Here is an 18,564-nt window from a genome sequence, read left to right on the forward strand (position 1 = left end):
TTCAAAGCAATAGCGAGATAACCGTTCGTGAATACCTTTGTAAGCCATAGATTTAACGGTCTTTTGGCAAATATAATTTTTTTAATAGTCCCAACGAAACGATACTTTATTTTGCGGCCCTCGCGAACACAATTGATATGGACCAAGACAACGCTCTGTCTTATCTGGTTCCTCTGGGCGCTCAACGCGTTGGGGCAAAATACGTCCACCCCGCAGCAGCCGGCCAAGGGTGGTTTGCCACCGGCTACGGTACCTGCGCAACGTGTGTCGGATTCACCAGCCCGCAGTACGCTGGCGGATACAACAAAACCGGCAGCCACTACGACCGTCCCCCGTTCGCAGACCGGTACAACGAATCGGACCGTACCGGGTATTGTGTCGCCTAATGCTGTTCGTCCGCAATCCCGTACGGCGGTTGGCAGCGATTCTTTAGGCGTAGCTGTTAACGATACGGCCAGAACGGACTCGACTCAGGATGCCGATGCGTTTAAGACGACTGTTAAATACGAAGCCAAAGATTCGACCATCTATTCAGCCGATGGACGGACCGTCGAGCTATTTGGCGATGCCAGTGTCATTTACGGCGATATTTCCCTGAAAGCCAACTACATACGCCTGAATTATCTGACGAATGAAGTGTACGCAAAAGGGCGTTATGATTCCACCAGCAAAAAGTGGATTGGCCGTCCTATTTTTCAGGACGGCGAGGGTAAATACGACACCAAAGAGATCCGCTATAATTTTAAATCCCGAAAAGGACGTATCCAGGGGGTTATAACGCAACAGGGTGAAGGCAATATCCGGGGCACAACGGTAAAGAAAGACGCGGAAGACAATTTGTATATCGGCAAAGCCATCTATACAACCTGTAATCTGGCGACTCCCCACTTTCATATTAATGCCAGCAAGCTAAAAGTCATTCACAACAAGCAGGTTGTAGCGGGCCCATTTAACCTGGTCATCAATCAGATTCCTTTACCAATTGGGCTGCCTTTTGGTTTCTTCCCCTTCCCAAAACGGAAAGAGATTGGCGTATCGGGCATTATTGTGCCACAATACGGTGAAGAACCAAATGGCCGGGGTTTCTATCTGCGCGACGGCGGCTATTACTGGGCCGTTAGTGAAAATCTGGGGTTGCAGTTTAAAGGGCAGATTTACTCGCGAGGTAGCTGGGGTGTAGGTTTATCGTCGGCGTATAACAAACGGTATCGGTACAGCGGCAGCGTAAACCTTCAGTTTAACCGCAACCGCTCTGGCGACCGGGTCGACACAACTACGAGCCCCCGAAATGATTTTGCATTTAGCTGGTCGCACTCGCCGATCCCACACGGACGGGGAAGCTTTTCGGCCAATGTCAATATCACCAGCAACAGCTATAACCAGTTTAATACGTACAGCACTCAGTCGTATATTTCCAACGTAGCGGGATCATCTGTCCAGTATAGCCGGACATTTGGACAGTACGTTCGGGCAGGCGCCAACATCCGGGTCAATCAGCAGTTTGGCCAGGTCGATCAGCGGACGGGGGTGCGTGTAAATGGTAAAACAGACGTTTCTTCGGATTTCAATTTTGGCGTTAATCAGATTGCACCTTTTGCGCTGAAAGGCGGAAGTGGCCGGTGGTACGAGAGCTTTCGGGTAGGGCTTGATGTGAGTGGTTCGTTTGCCATTAGCAACACCATCCGCAGTCAGGTAGATACAACCGGGCTGGGCTTCCCGGTAATCACAAATCTGAAAGCAATCAGCTCGATTCAACGTATTCAGGATAGTATTACGCGTGCCAATAACATCCGCTTAGGCATTGTCGCTCAGGATCCGAATCTGGTTGTCTTCAACTTGGATAACCTGCAGCGGATTTTGCAGAACCGTGTCGTACAGGCCCGGTATAGTATCCCGATTTCACTGCCAAACGTTAAGCTGCTACGTTATATCAACCTAACGCCAGGCTTCTCATTACAGGGAAATATTTTTACCAGAAAGCTGAATTATCAATACGTTGCCGACAGCAATGCGGTTCGTATCGATACAGCACGTGGGTTTTTCCCATCGTATAATTTCTCGGTTAACGCCAGCATGAACACGCGCTTCTACGGTACGTATTTCATACGGGGGAAACGTATTGAAGCGATTCGACACACGGTTGCTCCCTCCATTTCATTCAGCTACGTTCCCGATTTCACCGACCCATCCTTTGGGCAATTTCAGATCTTACCAGCCGTCGGCTCACTAGCAAACCTACCGTTATATCGCCGTACATTATCCGTCTTCAGGGGGATCGACGGGGGAGCAGCAGTGCATCGAGTACGCAGGCCGCTTTTATCTCCTTCGGTATTGTAAATCAGTTGGAAATGAAGGTACGTACCCGAAGCGATTCGGCCGGGCAGGAGTTTAAGAAGATACCAATTTTCGATAACCTGAGCGTCACGGGTAGTTATAACTTCCTGGCTCCCGATTATAAGCTATCCCCTATTGCCGTTAGTGCTAATACGCAGATTTTCAAGAATATTAGTTTCAATTTCTCGTCTACGTTCGACCCGTATGCACTCCGGGCTTATGGCGGCAGCGAGCAATATTATTTCGGCTCAACATCAGCCCTGTTCGGCACAACACCATCAACCTTAACACCGCTTGCGTTCTCGCCAACAATTCAGGGGTTGCGTATCGACCAGCCGTACACGGGGCAGGAGTACACGAAAGTGCCTAATCTTTATGCCTTTCAGGCCGGTCAGGGGCTGCTGCGCATGACGAATTTACAAGCGTACGTCAGCGCCCGGTTTGCCCCGAAACAGGCGGATAAAAAGAAAGTTAGCCCGAACGCTTCCGATGCCACCATGAAAGCGATCAATAACAATCCGGAGCTTTACGTCGATTTCAATGTCCCCTGGTCGATGAATGTCAGCTACACGTTTAGCCTCACGAAGCTCACCCCGGAGCTTTCGCAGGTAGTACAGGCACTGACGCTAACGGGCGACCTAAGCCTGACGCCCAAATGGAAAGTAACGATCACAACCGGGTACGATTTCCAGTTTCATAGTCCTACTCTTACAACGATTGGCATCAACCGTGATCTGCACTGCTGGGAAATGGCTTTTAACTGGACTCCCTACTCTGGCAATAACATTCGCGCGGGTAACTATTCCTTCGACTTACGGGCCCGCTCGTCCATCCTACAGGAACTGAAGCTCAGCCGTCGGCGGAGTTTCTACGATAATGGTGGCTTTTATGGCCGCTAGCCGTGACTGGATGTAAGTAAAGAGCCAAAAAATAGTAACTTGCCCGCCGATTCTTAATCATGCCATTTTATGAATGACCGCGACAAACAGCGCCTTGATGAACTGGAAGTAAAAACGGCTTATATCCTGGCTCGTCAGGACGAACAGGACGCCCGAATGAATCGAATTCTGGCCCGTTTGGCTTACGTAGAGGCCCGTCAGTATCGAATTTTGAAAGAGTTAGGGATCGAGCCTGATAAACTTGACACGCCCCAGGCAGCAGAGGCCGATGCAAAAGCCATAAATCTGGCGGCTATCTCTGAACAACGGTTAAATTAAATTCAACAAGTTGATCCACCAAAGCGACTCCGTAGACCATATCGGTTGACTTGTTCGTTAAGGTCACGTATGAAATCCGCATCCCTGCGCACATTGCTTATTCTTGCTGGGTTAGTTGCCGTCAATTTGCTGTCGGCATTCGTTTTTTTTCGGCTCGATCTAACCCAGGAAAAACGTTACACGCTCTCCAGCGCCACGCAAACGCTTCTGGCCGACCTGCCCGATGCCATTCACGTAGACGTCTATCTGACTGGCGATTTACCTCCGGCTTTCAAGCGACTCGAGACTGCCGTTCGGGAAACACTGGATGAGTTTCAGGCCCGGGCCGGCAAAACGGTAACGTATCGGTTCATTGACCCCAGCGCTATTACCAATGCCGATGAGAAAAATAAATTCATCGAAACGTTGCAAAAGCGCGGTTTAACACCCACCAATCTGTTTGCCTCAGAAGGCGGAAAACGTACCGAAAAACTGATTTTCCCGGGCGCTATTGTTTCGTATCGGGGCAAAGAAACGCCTGTTTTATTGTTAAAAGGCAACAAAACCGCTTCAAAAGAGGATCAGTTAAACCAGTCATACGAAGGTGTCGAGTTTCAGCTGGCATCGGCCATTCGAAAACTAACCCAAACCGAAGGTAAGCGACGTAGCGTCGGCCTGCTGTATGGTCATACGCAGGTACCTCCCTCTCGTTTTGCCGATTTACTCGCGTCAGTACAGCAGAATTACGATCTGTATTTTATTGACATGACCAAACCGGGGCCAATTGCTGGCCTTGACGTTGTATTGGTTCCCAAACCAGATAAACCGTTTTCGGAAGACGAATTATTTAAGCTCGATCAGTTTGTCGTCAATGGTGGCCGGGCTTTATTTTTTGTTGACGGGCAGCGCGTGGATAGCGTCAGCAATGAAGGCACCTACGCCCAGCCGTTAAGCCTGAATCTGGATGATTTATTTTTTCGCTGGGGTGTTCGCGTCAACCGCGACATTGTGAAAGATTATTACTGTGCACCGATCCCGCTGAATGTGGGCAACCTCGGCGACAAGCCCAATATTCAGTTGGTACCCTGGCGCTTTTATCCACTGCTGAATAATTTCGGATCATCAGGCAATCCGATTGTCCGGAATCTCGATGCCCTACTTGGGCGATTTATCAGTACGCTCGATACGGTACGTTCGGTGGGCATTCGCAAAACGCCGTTACTGATGACCTCGCCCTATACGAAAATACTGAAAACACCTGCCCTGATTTCGTATAATGAAGCCAGGCAGCAACCTGATCCGCGAACCTACAACGATGGTGCCCGCATTATTGGCTGTTTGCTGGAAGGTAAGTTTCAGTCGATGTTTGCCAATCGAATTCTACCCGGCGATCCCCGTGCGGCAGGCTTCAGAAGCGATGGGGTTGAATCGCGGGTTCTGGTCTGCTCAGATGGGGATTTAGTCGTCAATGATGTCGATTACAAACGTAACACCCCCTACCCGCTGGGTTACGATCGATTTACACGCAATACCTTCGCCAATAAAGATTTTGCGCTGAACGCCATCGATTACCTGATCGATCCAAACGGAGTTATTTCCGCAAGAACCCGAACCGTTACGTTACGGCCGCTGGACAAAATTCGGGTCGATGCGAATCGGACTGGCTGGCAAGTCCTCAACCTCCTTGGTCCGTTGGCACTGGTAGGCTTAGTGGGGGGCGTTTGGCAGTTTGCCCGCCGACGGAAATATGGCCGCTAGCTTATTCTGCCGAAAATTTCACCAGCCATTGAGCAACTGTAGCACTGGTCAGATTGAAAATTGCGTTCGGAAATAAGCCCAATCCTAACGCCATAATCCCCAGCGGAACCAGCATTAGTTTTTCCCGAATGGTCAGATCAGGAAGTACCGATGTAACGTCTGACTGCGACTCGAAAGGGCGTACCCAGGTCGGGCCAAAAAACATGCGCTGGAGCGTCCAGAGAAAGTAAGCGGCAGCCAGCAAAATACCCGTCGTGGCAACGGCCGTCAGCCAGCCGGGTAACCATGGCGATTGAAAGCTGCCCATTAGTGTAAACAGTTCGCCGACAAATCCAGAGAATCCGGGTAAGCCGAGCGACGCAAAAAAGGCAATGGCCGTCAGGGTAGTGTATTGCGGCATGGGTTGCATCAAACCCCGGTACGAGTCAATACGTCGGTCGTGGGTACGGTCATACAACACGCCAGCAATCAAAAACAACATTGATGAGAGAACGCCATGACTCACCATCTGATAAATAGCCCCGTTGATGCCTTCAGCCGTCAGTGAAGCAACGCCAAGCAGCACAAAGCCCATATGCGACACCGACGAATAAGCAATCATTTTCTTAACGTCGGCCTGTGCCAGCGCATTTAAGCCTCCATACACAATAGATAAGACGCCGAGACTACCCAGCGTTTGCGCGTATTCGGTAGCCCCATCCGGAAAGAAGTTCCAAGCGATACGAAGGAAGCCGTAACCACCAATCTTAAGTAACACTCCCGCCAAAACAACCGAAACGGGAGTAGGTGCCTCTACGTGTGCATCGGGTAGCCACGTATGTACAGGTACAATGGGCAGCTTAATGGCAAAACCGATGAATACAGCCCAGAAAGCCAGCATCCGGGTAGGTAAACCCAACAAGGCCGATTCTACCGATGAATTCAGAAAGGCGTCCGGTAAATAATTACCCCCATCTGCCAGATAGCGCATATCGAACGTATGGACAATCTGCGATGGATTTAACTGACCATTCTGAAGATAAGTCTGCAGGCTGCCAATGATGTCGCTTGTTACGGCTGATGGATCGGCGACAATACCAGCCGCCACCGCTGTACTGACGGGGTCCATAGCGGATAAGTATAGCCCAATCATAACCAGCAGGATCAGCAGTGATCCTAGTAAAGTGTACAGGAAAAATTTAATCGATGCATACTCCCGCCGAGGACCGCCCCACAGACCAATCAGGAAGTACATTGGCAGGAGCATGAACTCGAAAAACAGGAAAAACAGGAAAAAATCGAGGGCCAGAAAGCACCCCATAATAGTACCCGTCAGGAGCAGATAAAGCGAATAATAGGCTTTAAGCCGATGTGTCATATTCCATGACGAGATAACGCCAATCAGCATGACCACCGCCGATAGAACGACTAGTGGCAGACTGATTCCATCAACGCCAACCAGATACCGGATCGAAGCAATCCCCAGATTACCCAGTGGCAATGTGATCCAGTCGGCCTGTTCAAGCAACTGGTAGCCCGCCACCGTCTTATCGAAACCAGTGTATGCTGCAGCTGCCAGCAAAACCTCGACCAACGTAACGATCAGGGCAATACTTCGTAACTGCGCTGTCAGGTTTGCCGGTAACAGCGCCACCAGCAAGGCACCAAACAGAGGCAGAAAAATAAGTAGCGAAAGAATCATACTTGTCTCCGACAGCATACTGCCATCGTTATCTATATTGCCGACAGCACGCTGCTGCCGAAGACGTTATAATAACCACCAGATTATCAGCAACAGCCCAATCACTGCCGCAGTAATATAGGACTGAACCAGACCGTTTTGTATTGAACGCGTAATCCGCCCGAGTTGTCCAATCACCCAGACTGTTCCATTGAGCAGGCCATCGATAGCATACCGATCGATTCCGTTAGCGATATAAGCCAGTACGACGGTCGATACCCCCGCCCTATTGACCGCCCCATCCACAATCCGCTGATCGGCGCGGTTAAGCAACGTAGCGAGTCTAAGCGTCGGATTCAGAATGAGGAATTGATAGAGTATATCTAAAAAACCGTATTCAAGGGAAAGACGAACGTAGCTTCGCTCCATATGCGGTTCCTTCAATTGAAAACCAAGCCAGCCACCCAACACAACCAGCCCGATGGATAGCGGTGCCAGCCACCAAAACCCACGTTCGTCAACCATTGGTATTAAGTGAAAAAACCAGCTTTCATGCGCTGATACAGGATTTATTGAAAACCAGAACCCGACAGATAAAACGGCCAGAACAACAACAGGCCCGCGCATAAGCCAGTCAGGTTCATGCGCCTGACTGATTGGCACCGTTTCGTTACGATAATCGCCAAAGAAAACTAACCGCCACTGTCGGGCCATATAGAAGGCCGTCAGGCCAGAAGAGACGACTAAAAGGATGGGTAACAGATAGGAAAGCCCATCATTTTGCGCGTTGGCCCAGTTAAAAGCTCCGCCCAGAATTACTTCTTTTGACAAAAATCCGGAGAAAAGCGGTAATCCCGACAAAGAGGCTGCACAGATGGTGTATGTCCAGAAGGTAGTAGGCAAAGCTTTCCGCAGATTACCCATCTGATGCATATTCTGCGTATGAACAGCATGAATGACTGCCCCTGCACTCAAAAATAAACCGGCTTTAAAAAAGGCGTGGGTCAATAAATGAAAGAGTGCTCCGCTTACGTTACCAGTTCCCATACCAGCCACCATCAGCCCCAGTTGCGAAACGGTAGAGAAAGCAAGCACCTTCTTGATATCTGTTTGAAATACCGCAGAATAGCCGCCCCAGAGCGTAGTGGTAGTGCCCACTACCGTAATGATCACTAACGCATCAGGCGAAAGCAAAGGGTGAATCCGGGCAAGCAGAAAGATACCAGCCGCCACCATGGTAGCGGCATGTAGCAAAGCCGAAACGGGGGTCGGGCCTTCCATAGCATCCGGCAACCAGGTAAGTAATGGGAATTGCGCTGACTTCCCGACACAACCCATAAACAGACATAAACCGAGCAGGGTGGATGGAATAAATCCGGCATCAGCGTCGGTTAGTACGCTAAATTCGAGCGTATCGAAATAATAGTACGTCAGGAAAATACCAATGAGGAAGCCTGCATCGCCCACCCGATTCATCAGGAACGCTTTTTTTGCCGCCCGGTTAGCCGCTGGCCTATCGGCATAGAAACCGATGAGCAGATAAGACGCCAGCCCAACCAACTCCCAGAAAGCGTACATCACCAGAAGATTCCCGGCTAGTACGATCCCCAGCATCGACCCGATAAACAATTGGAGGTATGCAAAATATCGACGTAGCTTTGGTTCATCGTGCAGATATGAAAGCGAATAAATCTGCACAAGCAGTGCCACAAAATGCACGAGCACAAGCATAAATGCCGTGAGGATATCGACCTGGAAGCTCATTCCGAACGAAACGCCCGACAGCGTTGCCCAGTCAGCCTGAATAGCCAGCGGTTGTTCAGGAAGATTTATCATCAGCCCTATCGACAACGCTAAACCGACGCTTGTCAGCAAAACAGCCAGACCTCCCGCTATCCGACGATTCGACATCGTCAACGCCAGAAATCCGGCAAAGGGCAATGTCAATACGATAGCAATTAACATGGGAACTAATGGGATACCGTCGATGGGCATTTAGAAACGGTCTGAATTGGCCGCAAATATCCCGATTCTAACCTAGGGAAACAAACGGGATAGAACCCGTTTTTAACCAGCCCGTCACGCTTAGTCGCTCACAGGTAGCCGGAAGGACCTCGTGTTCCAGCCGCCCGCTCTCAAAACATACCAGCCGCCCTCCTACTGGCGAGATAATAACTTGGCTTTCAGAAGCCTCGTCGGTACCGGGCAGATAAATGGCCAGTTGACCACCCTCACTCTCCTGCCAATCCGTATTCAGGTAGCAGATGACAGAAAGTTTTCGGCGCGAATCGGTCCGGAATCGGTCGAGATGCCGCTTGTAAAACGTACCGGCCGGATACAGTGCGTAGTGAAATTCGTACTCACGCAAACCCAGGTAACAGGTCTGATTAACGTAGTCAACAAACGTACTGATACGTTGCAGAAAAGCGCGTTCTTCGGGTGTTGCTGAAGCTTCCTCCAGCCACAAAATTTCATCGCCCCGAATCGTATTTTCAACGGTTACCTGTTGGTTTCCGATACCAGCCGCCCGAAACTGTCCAGCCGCCCGACGTTCATGCAGGCGAGTAGCTAAGCCAGTTACTTCAGCAGGTGTCAGGAACGTATCGACCAGACCATATCCATTGGTAAGAATACCTTCGATAATGGGTTCGAATAGTAATGCTGAAGAAAGGTCGCTATCATCCATAAAAGTTAGTGGTAGGTTTCAGGGGAGCCAGCCGCATGCAATTACTGTTTCAGCTCGTTCAGTTCATCTAGCTGAGCGGTATGGAAATGCCGATAAACCTGCAAAACAATAGCAAGCGCGATGGCTGATTCGGCTGCAGCTACCACCATGACGAACAGCGCCAGCATTTGTCCCTGCAATCGGTCGGGGTCATATTGGCTGAATGCAACCAGGTTTATATTAACGGCATTAAGCATCAGTTCGATACCCATCAACACCACAATCGCGTGTCGTTTTAGGATCACCACGGCTAGGCCAATACTGAAAAGTGCCGCCCCAACGAATAGAAATAAATGACTATCAACGGCTTGCATGGCGAAATAATTTTCTGTGTGAAGCCGCCAGATACGTAGCGCCAACTAATGCGGCCAGGAGTAGGATTCCCGCAATCTCAAAAGGTACTACGTATTCGGTCATTAATTGTTTACCGATTGTTTTTATAGTGCTTTGCCAGCCTACAGGTTGATCCAGTAATGTAAAATTGGCACGTATTATCAATGAAGACAACCCAAAAAAGAGGCATCCGGCAACCAGAATGGCCACAAACCAGCTGGAACTTGTGCGGTTTGACGAGGCTATGCGATTGGGTTGTTGACTGTTGATACCCTGCTCCGGTTTATTAGTGAGCATTACGCCAAAAATCACTAACACAAGTACACCACCAACGTAAATCATAATCTGAGCAATAGCCAGGAAATCAGCGCTAGCCAATACAAACAATCCGGCTACGCCCAGCAAGGTCAGTAACAAAAAAAAGCTGCGTAAAGTATGTTACGTGTCAGTAAAACCGCCAAAGCGCCAAACAGCGTAAGTGCCGAAAAGATATAGAAAGCAATTTGGATCACGGAATAGGCTTTTTTTGGTTATGCAGACGGTTCATCATCTGGTTTTGCCTTAGGTTTCATCGTTGGGCGAAACGCTGGCTTCGGCTTTGGTGATTCGGCCACAGGCGGCTCTGCTTTTTCCACTTTCTCATCAGTGGATGCATCCTGGCGTTCAGGCGTTGAAGCTGCTGGCTCAATCTTATCCACTGCCACAGTTGGTTTCATCGTCGGCCTAAACGCTGGTTTGGGCTTTGGCGTTACGGGCTCATCTGTACCTGGCGGCTCAGTTGATGTTGGCTCAGCGGGTTTTGCTGGCTTCATCGTTGGCTTAAACGCAGCCGGTTTGGGTGCAGCAGGCTCTGTAGTTGCTGAAATATCTGTTTGTGATGCTTCCGGTTTTGAAACCGGTGGCTTCATTGTGGGTCGGAAAGCCGGTTTTGGTTTATTCCCGTCTGCAGATTCGGTTATCGGTGGCGTATCGTCATCTGGCTGCTTTACCGGCGGTTTCATCGTCGGCCGGAAACCGGCTGGCTTCGAACTTGAGACTGGCGTTTTCGGCTCCTGACTGGCTTCAGTACCGGCAGACGGTACGTCCGTGAGTGGTTGAGGAACGGACGTAGCACCTGGCTTCATCGTCGGCCTAAACCCTGGCGGTTTGGGAGCCGGTTTAGGATCAAGCGGCTCCTCCATCGGTACGATTTTCTCTCCTTGTGGCGTTTCGGATGGTACGTCCGTGGGAGGAGTGGCTGGCTTTTGCGTTGGTCTGAATATCGGGCGCTTTGTCGTTTCTACTCCCCCTGAGCAATACGGTGCATTTCCTGCGGTGTAGCGTCCGTCAGGGGGTGTTCAATAGACGACCCTTCTGAGTTCGCCGGTTCTGCCGGTGGTGTTTTCGCCACAGGCTTAGCTGTTGGTTTGAAAACTGGCCGGACAGGACTCGCAGCCGGTTTAGCTACTGGCTCAACGGATTGAGCTTGCTGCGCGGCTTTAGCTGCAAGTTGAGCGGCTTTGGCTTCTTCTTTTTCGCGCAGAAACTGTTCGTATAATGAACGTTTTTCGTCGGCCTGCTCTGGCGACAGATTTGAAAAATGGTACGTTAGTTCGCCTAGCTCAAACTCGCTATAATCGAACTTCTTATCCATAGTCAGGCACTCCGTTGGGCAAACGACCGTACACAGGCCGCAGTAGCAGCACTTGGCCATGTCGATGTCGAACTTGGCGGCATACAACCGAATTGGCGAGCCATCGGATGCCCGCCCCACTTCTTCAGTAGCTTTGATGGCATCGATGGTTATGCAATCAACGGGGCAGACTTTGGCACACTTGTCGCAAACGATACAATCGTCGATCTCATTCCGAAGCCGATAGCGGCCATTATCGGGAATCGGTAATTGCTCATGCGGATATTGCAGTGTAACCAGACCATTCTGCAAGTCAAAATAATTCTCACTTGCAATGCCTTCGGGCGTCCGGCGCCTGGTTGCGTTCCGTAAATGCCGCAAGGTGAGTCGTAACCCTTTCAGCGTTGTGCGGATGCCCGTTTGTATGTCTTTGAAATAAGTCATAAGTTGTAAAAGCCACCAGCCATAGAAGTCGAACGTTATTTTTAGCCATAAACTGACTGACCCATACGACTTTCACAACGTACTGACTTTCGCCTAAATAGCGGGGAAACGGCTGGGTTCGGCTTCACTCATCAGCGCATATATCATCTCTATTACGTCGTCAACGTTTGGTTTGGAGAAATAATCTCCATCCGAGCCATACGACGGCCTATGCGCTTTCGCCGATATAGTACGGGGTGGCGAATCCAGATAGCGATAAGCATTCTGCCCTTCTACTACCTGCTGCATCATATACGCCGATGCACCACCGGGTACATCTTCATCCGCAAACACCACCCGGTTTGTTTTTTTGATAGATTCAATGATCGAGTGATGCACATCGAACGGAAGTAACGTCTGTACATCAATCACTTCTACATTTACACCCATCTGAGCCAACTGATTGGCAGCCTCCATAACGATCCGGCACATTGAGCCATATGTAATAACGGTCACGTCGGAACCGGTACGTAATGTTTCAGGTACGCCGAGGGGCACGCAAAATTCAGCCAGATTGTCCGGAAGGGCCTCCTTGAGCCGATAACCATTTAGCGATTCGATCAGTAGTGCCGGATCGTCTCCCTTGATGAGTGTGTTATAAAACCCAGCCGCCTGCGTCATGTTACGTGGCACAAGCACATGTAGTCCACGCAGGCTACCCAGCATGGCTCCCATCGGCGAACCCGAATGCCAGATACCTTCGAGCCGATGGCCGCGTGTTCGGATAATAACCGGCGCCTTCTGACCACCTTTCGTTCGATACAGCAACGTAGCTAAATCGTCTGTTAGCGTAGCCAGCGTGTAATACACATAATCGAAATACTGAATTTCAACAATCGGTCGTAAGCCCCTCATGGCCAGCCCAATTCCCTGACCGATGATGGTGGTTTCGCGAATGCCGGTATCTGTAATACGTATCTCACCGTATTTTTCCTGTAATCCAGCAAAGCCCTGGTTGACATCGCCAATCTTGCCAACATCTTCGCCCAGCGCTACTACGCGCGGATCGCGGGCAAACAGATTATCGAAATAATGCTGGAGTAACTGATAGCCGTCGAGCACCAAACTCCCGTCTGTGTACTCCGGAGCTATTCCTTCGATTAACATTGGTGAATCGGGTGATTCACTGTAGAGATGGGAATTGAACCGCTCTTCATTTTCGGCGTTCGTCCGGCCCAGCCATGCCCGCAACTGCTGCCGGACTGCCCCTGAGTCGTTTCGTAGAATACGGAGCGCCTTTCGTACAGCCGCTACAGCATCCCGACGTAACGGTGAAAATGTCTTGCGCAGTTCTTCGCGCACGGCCATCAGTTCCGTAGCTTTAGCGTTGTGGCGGGCAGCCTGCTGGATCAAGTCGAGTGCCTGATCGAAATCACCTTTCATCGACTCCTGAAACGCATTCCAGGCATCAAGCCGGGCTTTCTTAGCGGTCTCTTTCGCTTCTGCTTCAATGGTTTCCAGCTCTTCGTTTGTAGCATAGCCATTTTCAAGAATCCAGAGCCGAAAAATCCGATTACAATCATGTTCAGCCTCCCACGCCAGTCGCTCTCTCGACTTATACCGCTCGTGCGATCCGGACGATGAGTGACCCTGAGGCTGCGTTAATTCCTGAACATGAACCAGAACCGGTACATGCTCCTGCCGACAGATCGCAGCGGCCTGCTGATATGTTTCCAGCAGCGCTACGTAATCCCAGCCTTTTACGGTAAAGATTTCCAGTCCCTTATCGTCTGAATCGCGCTGAAAACCGGCCAGCGCCTTCGATATGCTGCCCTTCACCGTTTGATATTCAACCGGTACTGATATGCCGTAGCCATCGTCCCAGATAGACATCAATAGAGGTACCTGCAGAACACCTGCGGCATTCATCGTCTCCCAGAACATGCCCTGTGAGGTCGAAGCATCGCCAATGGTAGCGAATACAATTTCGTTGCCATTGTGCGAAAAATTGGTCAGTGAACTCAGACCAGGATTGTTCCGAAACAATTTAGAGGCATAGGCCAGACCAATTGAGCGAGGAATCTGCCCGGCGGTCGGAGAAATATCACAGACTGAATTATAGAGTTCGGTTTGGTTTCGCCACAATCCCTGCTCATCGAGCCAGCGGGTAGCGTAGTGCCCATTCATCGAGCGGCCACCCGTATTCGGATCGGCTGCCAGATCGGTATGGGCATACAATTGAGCAAAAAATTCCTGCCAGCTCAGTTCGCCTAAAGCAGCGACAAACGTTTGATCCCGATAGTAGCCTGAACGAAAATCGCCCCGCTCGAATACTTGGGCTGCTGCCAGTTGCGCCAATTCTTTACCATCCCCGAAAATACCAAATTTAGCCCGTCCTCCCATCACATCGCGCCGACCGAACAAACTAACCTGTCGGCTTTCGCAAGCCAATCGATAGTCAGATAGGATTTTTTCACGACTTAAAATATCAGTCGAGGGAAGTTGTTCGTTTGCTATCACAACAGAGCTACGGGTTGAAATCGTCAAACATTTTATTTATTGATGAAGTAGCTGGTATCGGTTACAACAATTACCAAGCGAAAGTAAAAGTAAGATAAAACGAGTCAGCTTTCAAAAAAACGATTTTTTGAGTTTCTTTGTTGATAGAATACCAATTTCTCTTATAAGTGCTGGTTATCTTTGACACGTATTAGCATTTTAACAATCAAACTATAATTCCGTTTCGTCCGATGAAAAAAGCATTTTCACTATTCGTAGCTCTGTTTGTGTTTGTCGCAAGTAGCTATGCACAAAAGGGAGTGATGAAATTTGCCAAAGAAACGCATGATTTTGGCAAAATAGAGCAAGGCAAACCAGTAACCCACGTATTCGAATTCAAAAATACGGGTACTGACCCCGTTGTTATTAATGACGCGCAAGCTTCCTGCGGTTGCACGAAGCCTACCTTCTCACGTGAGCCTGTACTCCCAGGGAAAACTGGTACGATTTCGGCTACTTATAATGCTGCAGCCATGGGCCAATTCACCAAAACGGTTACGGTAACCAGTAATGCCGAAAATGGCAACGTAGTGCTGTATCTGAAAGGAGAAGTAACGGCGCATAAGGAGGCCGAAACAGCTGCCGCTCCAGCAGCTCCAGCCGCTAAAGACAAGAAAAAAACTTCACGCTAATCTATTGAAGGGTTAATAGTGTTGTTGAAAAAAGCATCGGGTCGTTTACCGGATGCTTTTTTTTATGCCTGTAATTATCTGTCATCCGTCTGCATAACCGACCGGCAAACCCGGTGTCCGTTCCTCCCAGCTTGCTTCTTTACTACTTGATTATCACGTAGGTTTACGGTGTATTCTGATCAATACTGGTCTTAATAACTACACCTAAGCTATGTTTTTTCTTGTTATTGGTTTTCTGCTGCTCATTGCTGGATTTACGATCAATACACCAGCACTGACGTTTTCGCGCTACTCCAGACCACTTAAAGTAATTGGACTCGTTTTGCTGATTATCGGTGCGTTAACAGCCAGCGTTCGACAGATCGATGCCGGTCAGGTGGGTGTTATTTCGCTGTTTGGGAATGTCAGCGACCGTACGTTGAACTCCGGCTTAAATCTGGTTAACCCGTTAGCTAACGTAACCGAGTTCGACATAAAAACCCAAAACTATACCATGTCGGCTGCTCATGATGAAGGACAGCGGGAAGGCGACGATGCTATTCGGGTGCTGACGGCCGACGGACTGGAAGTGGTGATTGACCTAACTGTTTTGTACCGTGTGGTGTCGGCCGATGCGCCTAGAATTTACCGTGAAATCGGCCCGGATTACATGGATAAAATTGTCAGGCCCATTACGCGTACCCGTATTCGCGACAATGCGGTTTATTACGATGCGGTAGCCTTGTATTCGACCCGACGAGATGAGTTTCAGGGGAGGATCTACAAGTCAATAGAAGCTGATTTCAGAAAAAGAGGACTGTCCCTTGAGCAGCTGTTGATTCGAAATATTGACCTCCCTGCATCCGTCAAAAAAACCATCGAATCAAAAATAAACGCTGAGCAGGATGCTCAAAAAATGCAGTTTGTCCTGCAAAAAGAACGCCAGGAAGCCGAACGAAAGCGGGTAGAAGCGCAAGGCATTGCTGACTACCAAAAAATTCTGTCTACCGGATTGAGCGACAAGCAGCTGCAATACGAGCAGATCAAAGCACAGCGTGAGTTAGCGGCATCTCCCAATGCTAAAATCGTAATTATGGGCGGTCGTGGCAACGTACCGTTGATTTTAAACGATAATTAATTAGCCCTACTGTCGCTTTTTAGGCAATACGTATCAAATTTCTCAAAACACAACTCTATCATTCCCTTGCGGTTTGATGGGTTGTGTTTTTTGCATATCATTGTCTAATCCCTCGATTCGTCGATTTATGCAACCATCTACTTCTTCGGTACAGGAACCTGCCCTGGCTCAACCAGCTCCAGTACGTCGTCTTTTATCGCTCGATACGTTACGGGGTTTCGATATGTTCTGGATTATGGGCGGAGAAGAAATTTTTCATGCGCTGGCCAAAACGACAGGCTGGGCATGGGCCATTTTCATGGCTGATCAGTTTACCCATGTCGACTGGAACGGCTTTCGACCTTACGATTGTATTTTCCCTTTATTTCTTTTTCTGGCAGGGGTTTCGACGCCTTATTCACTTGGGAGCCGCCTGGCAAAAGGTGACAGCCGAGCTTTACTTGCTCGAAAAGTAATAACCAGAGGGCTGATTCTGGTGTTGCTCGGCATTGTTTACAACAACGGATTATTTGTAAAGTCGATCGCTGAAATGCGCTTCGGTAGCGTATTAGGCCGTATTGGTCTGGCCGGGATGTTTGCCCAATTGATCTACTTGTATGTTCAAAACGAACGTATTCGTTACGGTATTTTCGCGGGTATTCTGCTCGGCTATTGGGCCTTGTTGATGCTTGTTCCTGTACCAGGTTACGGTGCCGGTAACCTGACCATGGAAGGAAGTTTAGTGGGTTACGTTGACCGGCTGTTTATGCCTGGCCGGCTTTATAAAGTTGTTCATGATCCAGAAGGTTTACTCTCAACATTACCGGCCATTGGAACAGGATTACTGGGCGTTTTTGCCGGATCAATTTTACGCCAGCATGGCGTCCGCGATAGCCGTAAACTCCAGCAGCTTGTTATTGCGGGGGTGGCCTGCGTGGCTTTAGGGTGGCTATGGAATCTGGCTTTTCCTATCAACAAAAACCTCTGGACCAGTTCGTTTGTCTTGGTTGCAGGCGGGTGGAGCCTATTGATACTGAGTTTGTTTTACTGGATCATCGATATGCAGAACGTTCGAGGCTGGACGTTTTTCTTCGTCATTATTGGTATGAACTCCATCCTGATCTACCTCGCGGAGCGGTTCATTGATTTTGAATACACAACTCACTTCCTTTTTAGTGGTCTACTGCATTTATTCAATGAGCCGGTTCAAGCAGTGGGCGCAGTAATTGCCTTTTTAGCCGTAAAGTGGGCCTTTCTATATTTTCTCTACAAAAAGAATACGTTCCTGCGAGTCTAAACTACGGTTTTGGTGCGATTAAAGCCGTCAACCATGCTTTACAAACATCTGGCCACGTATTGAGGGAGCCAAATTTGGCGGTTCTCATTCCATAGCCGTGTCCACCAGTCGGGTACAGATGCATTTCGGCGGGTACGCCATTTTTTAGACAAGCCAGATAGTAATTGATGCTGTTTTCAACCGGAACGGATTTATCGTCTTCCGAATGAACCAGAAATGAAGGCGGGGTCTGGCTGCTTACCTGTAGCTCATTTGAATAGTAGGCTATCAATTCCGGAGACGTATTTAATTTACCCAACAGTTTATCACGTGAGCCTGTGTGCGCCTTTTCGCCAAAGGTGACAACTGGATAAAGGAGAATAGCAAAATTAGGCTTTGCCATTTCGCTGGCTTTTGGCCCTCTGTGATAATGAGTAGCAAGCGTAGCGGCAAGGTGCCCCCCTGCCGAAAAGCCCATGACGCCGATTTTATCAGGGTTGATCCCATACTGAGCCGCTTTCTGCCGAATGATTGTCATGCCCTGCATAGCATCCATCAGCGGTACTTCCTGCTGATTAGTCATTATTTCGGGCATAGGTAAGCGGTATTTCAGCACAAAAGCGGCCACGCCTATCTCATTAAACCAGCGTGCTACGTCACTACCTTCGTGGCTTGCTGCCAGTATCCCATACCCGCCCCCCGGACAAATCATAACGGCAGCACCAGTCATTTTTCCTTTCGGAGGTATATAAGCCGTTAAAGTAGGAACCGAGACATTGCTAATACGCAAAATACCATTGGCATCCGTTTCCGACTTTTCGGTTATCTGTGCATTGGGAATGGCATTGGGAATGGCATTATCAGGCCAGAGCTTAATAACTTCCTGCGATAAAGCAGTTTGAAAAGGGACAGCGGCAAGAAGCATAGCAACGAGTAAAGGGCGCATGAAGACGTAACATT

At 49.2% G+C, this 18,564-nt stretch carries 14 protein-coding genes and 1 pseudogene; 6 read left to right on the forward strand and 9 right to left on the reverse strand.

All coding sequences use genetic code 11. The features are described from left to right. Positions 1–27: 27 nt before the first annotated feature. The 3 genes and pseudogenes from LN737_RS01670 (at position 28) to gldG (ending at position 5,288) form a co-directional block, all read left to right on the forward strand. Positions 28–3,233: pseudogene (locus LN737_RS01670) on the forward strand (putative LPS assembly protein LptD). Positions 3,234–3,302: 69 nt separating this feature from the next. Then, a complete protein-coding gene (locus tag LN737_RS01675; protein WP_405515659.1) occupies positions 3,303–3,551 on the forward strand; it encodes a hypothetical protein in 249 nt (82 codons plus the stop codon). A gap of 69 nt (positions 3,552–3,620) precedes the next feature. After that, positions 3,621–5,288: a gliding motility-associated ABC transporter substrate-binding protein GldG gene (gene gldG / locus LN737_RS01680; RefSeq protein WP_405515661.1), complete on the forward strand. Its 1,668-nt coding sequence runs from the start codon at positions 3,621–3,623 to the stop codon at positions 5,286–5,288. A 1-nt stretch (position 5,289) separates the two neighbouring features. On the opposite strand, the gene LN737_RS01685 is transcribed toward gldG, so the two are convergent. The 8 genes from LN737_RS01685 to LN737_RS01720 all read right to left on the reverse strand — a co-directional run bounded on the left by LN737_RS01685 (position 5,290) and on the right by LN737_RS01720 (position 14,561). Beyond that, the gene (locus tag LN737_RS01685; protein ID WP_405520275.1) at positions 5,290–6,969 is read right to left on the reverse strand and encodes a NuoM family protein; all 1,680 of its coding nucleotides are present in this window, start codon (positions 6,967–6,969) and stop codon (positions 5,290–5,292) included. Positions 6,970–7,035: 66 nt separating this feature from the next. Beyond that, entirely contained in the window at positions 7,036–8,943 is a 1,908-nt protein-coding gene (locus LN737_RS01690) for an NADH-quinone oxidoreductase subunit L (RefSeq protein WP_405515663.1), read from the reverse strand. Positions 8,944–8,980: 37 nt separating this feature from the next. Beyond that, positions 8,981–9,634, reverse strand: a complete 654-nt coding sequence (locus LN737_RS01695; protein WP_405515665.1) for a 2OG-Fe(II) oxygenase — start codon at positions 9,632–9,634, stop codon at positions 8,981–8,983. Positions 9,635–9,675: 41 nt separating this feature from the next. Further along, a complete protein-coding gene (gene nuoK, locus LN737_RS01700) occupies positions 9,676–9,987 on the reverse strand; it encodes an NADH-quinone oxidoreductase subunit NuoK (protein ID WP_405515666.1) in 312 nt (103 codons plus the stop codon). After that, positions 9,974–10,423 (reverse strand): NADH-quinone oxidoreductase subunit J, encoded by a 450-nt coding sequence (locus LN737_RS01705; protein ID WP_405515668.1) that lies wholly within the window; start codon positions 10,421–10,423, stop codon positions 9,974–9,976. The genes nuoK and LN737_RS01705 overlap by 14 nt, the downstream gene beginning before the upstream one ends. Before the next feature lie 113 nt (positions 10,424–10,536). After that, a complete protein-coding gene (locus LN737_RS01710; RefSeq protein ID WP_405515669.1) occupies positions 10,537–11,187 on the reverse strand; it encodes a hypothetical protein in 651 nt (216 codons plus the stop codon). Between the two features lie 98 nt (positions 11,188–11,285). Beyond that, positions 11,286–12,062 (reverse strand): 4Fe-4S dicluster domain-containing protein, encoded by a 777-nt coding sequence (locus LN737_RS01715; protein ID WP_405515671.1) that lies wholly within the window; start codon positions 12,060–12,062, stop codon positions 11,286–11,288. Positions 12,063–12,155: 93 nt separating this feature from the next. Then, positions 12,156–14,561, reverse strand: coding sequence for a thiamine pyrophosphate-dependent enzyme (locus tag LN737_RS01720; protein WP_405515673.1), 2,406 nt, complete (start codon positions 14,559–14,561; stop codon positions 12,156–12,158). 230 nt (positions 14,562–14,791) lie between these two features. On the opposite strand from LN737_RS01720, the gene LN737_RS01725 reads away from it, so the two are divergent. The 3 genes from LN737_RS01725 to LN737_RS01735 all read left to right on the forward strand — a co-directional run bounded on the left by LN737_RS01725 (position 14,792) and on the right by LN737_RS01735 (position 17,625). Then, the gene (locus tag LN737_RS01725; protein ID WP_405515675.1) at positions 14,792–15,232 is read left to right on the forward strand and encodes a DUF1573 domain-containing protein; all 441 of its coding nucleotides are present in this window, start codon (positions 14,792–14,794) and stop codon (positions 15,230–15,232) included. Between the two features lie 211 nt (positions 15,233–15,443). Further along, positions 15,444–16,349, forward strand: a complete 906-nt coding sequence (locus tag LN737_RS01730; RefSeq protein WP_405515677.1) for a prohibitin family protein — start codon at positions 15,444–15,446, stop codon at positions 16,347–16,349. A 127-nt stretch (positions 16,350–16,476) separates the two neighbouring features. Then, on the forward strand, positions 16,477–17,625 hold the full coding sequence (locus LN737_RS01735; protein ID WP_405515679.1) for an acyltransferase family protein: 1,149 nt from the start codon (positions 16,477–16,479) through the stop codon (positions 17,623–17,625). Between the two features lies 1 nt (position 17,626). On the opposite strand, the gene LN737_RS01740 is transcribed toward LN737_RS01735, so the two are convergent. Then, positions 17,627–18,550 (reverse strand): alpha/beta hydrolase, encoded by a 924-nt coding sequence (locus LN737_RS01740; RefSeq protein WP_405515681.1) that lies wholly within the window; start codon positions 18,548–18,550, stop codon positions 17,627–17,629. Between the last annotated feature and the right edge of the window lie 14 nt (positions 18,551–18,564).

It is taken from the genome of Spirosoma sp. KNUC1025 (assembly GCF_045160025.1).
In the GTDB taxonomy this organism is placed as follows: domain Bacteria; phylum Bacteroidota; class Bacteroidia; order Cytophagales; family Spirosomataceae; genus Spirosoma.

Excerpts from the sequence above, each read along its gene's own strand:
- LN737_RS01730 (WP_405515677.1), top strand. The coding sequence starts at position 15,444 with ATGTTTTTTCTTGTTATTGGTTTTCTGCTGCTCATTGCTGGATTTACG.
- LN737_RS01710 (WP_405515669.1), bottom strand. The coding sequence starts at position 11,187 with ATGGAGGAGCCGCTTGATCCTAAACCGGCTCCCAAACCGCCAGGGTTT.
- nuoK (WP_405515666.1), bottom strand. The coding sequence starts at position 9,987 with ATGCAAGCCGTTGATAGTCATTTATTTCTATTCGTTGGGGCGGCACTT.
- LN737_RS01725 (WP_405515675.1), top strand. The coding sequence starts at position 14,792 with ATGAAAAAAGCATTTTCACTATTCGTAGCTCTGTTTGTGTTTGTCGCA.
- LN737_RS01695 (WP_405515665.1), bottom strand. The coding sequence starts at position 9,634 with ATGGATGATAGCGACCTTTCTTCAGCATTACTATTCGAACCCATTATC.
- LN737_RS01690 (WP_405515663.1), bottom strand. The coding sequence starts at position 8,943 with ATGCCCATCGACGGTATCCCATTAGTTCCCATGTTAATTGCTATCGTA.
- LN737_RS01735 (WP_405515679.1), top strand. The coding sequence starts at position 16,477 with ATGCAACCATCTACTTCTTCGGTACAGGAACCTGCCCTGGCTCAACCA.
- LN737_RS01740 (WP_405515681.1), bottom strand. The coding sequence starts at position 18,550 with ATGCGCCCTTTACTCGTTGCTATGCTTCTTGCCGCTGTCCCTTTTCAA.
- gldG (WP_405515661.1), top strand. The coding sequence starts at position 3,621 with ATGAAATCCGCATCCCTGCGCACATTGCTTATTCTTGCTGGGTTAGTT.
- LN737_RS01715 (WP_405515671.1), bottom strand. The coding sequence starts at position 12,062 with ATGACTTATTTCAAAGACATACAAACGGGCATCCGCACAACGCTGAAA.
- LN737_RS01675 (WP_405515659.1), top strand. The coding sequence starts at position 3,303 with ATGAATGACCGCGACAAACAGCGCCTTGATGAACTGGAAGTAAAAACG.
- LN737_RS01685 (WP_405520275.1), bottom strand. The coding sequence starts at position 6,969 with ATGATTCTTTCGCTACTTATTTTTCTGCCTCTGTTTGGTGCCTTGCTG.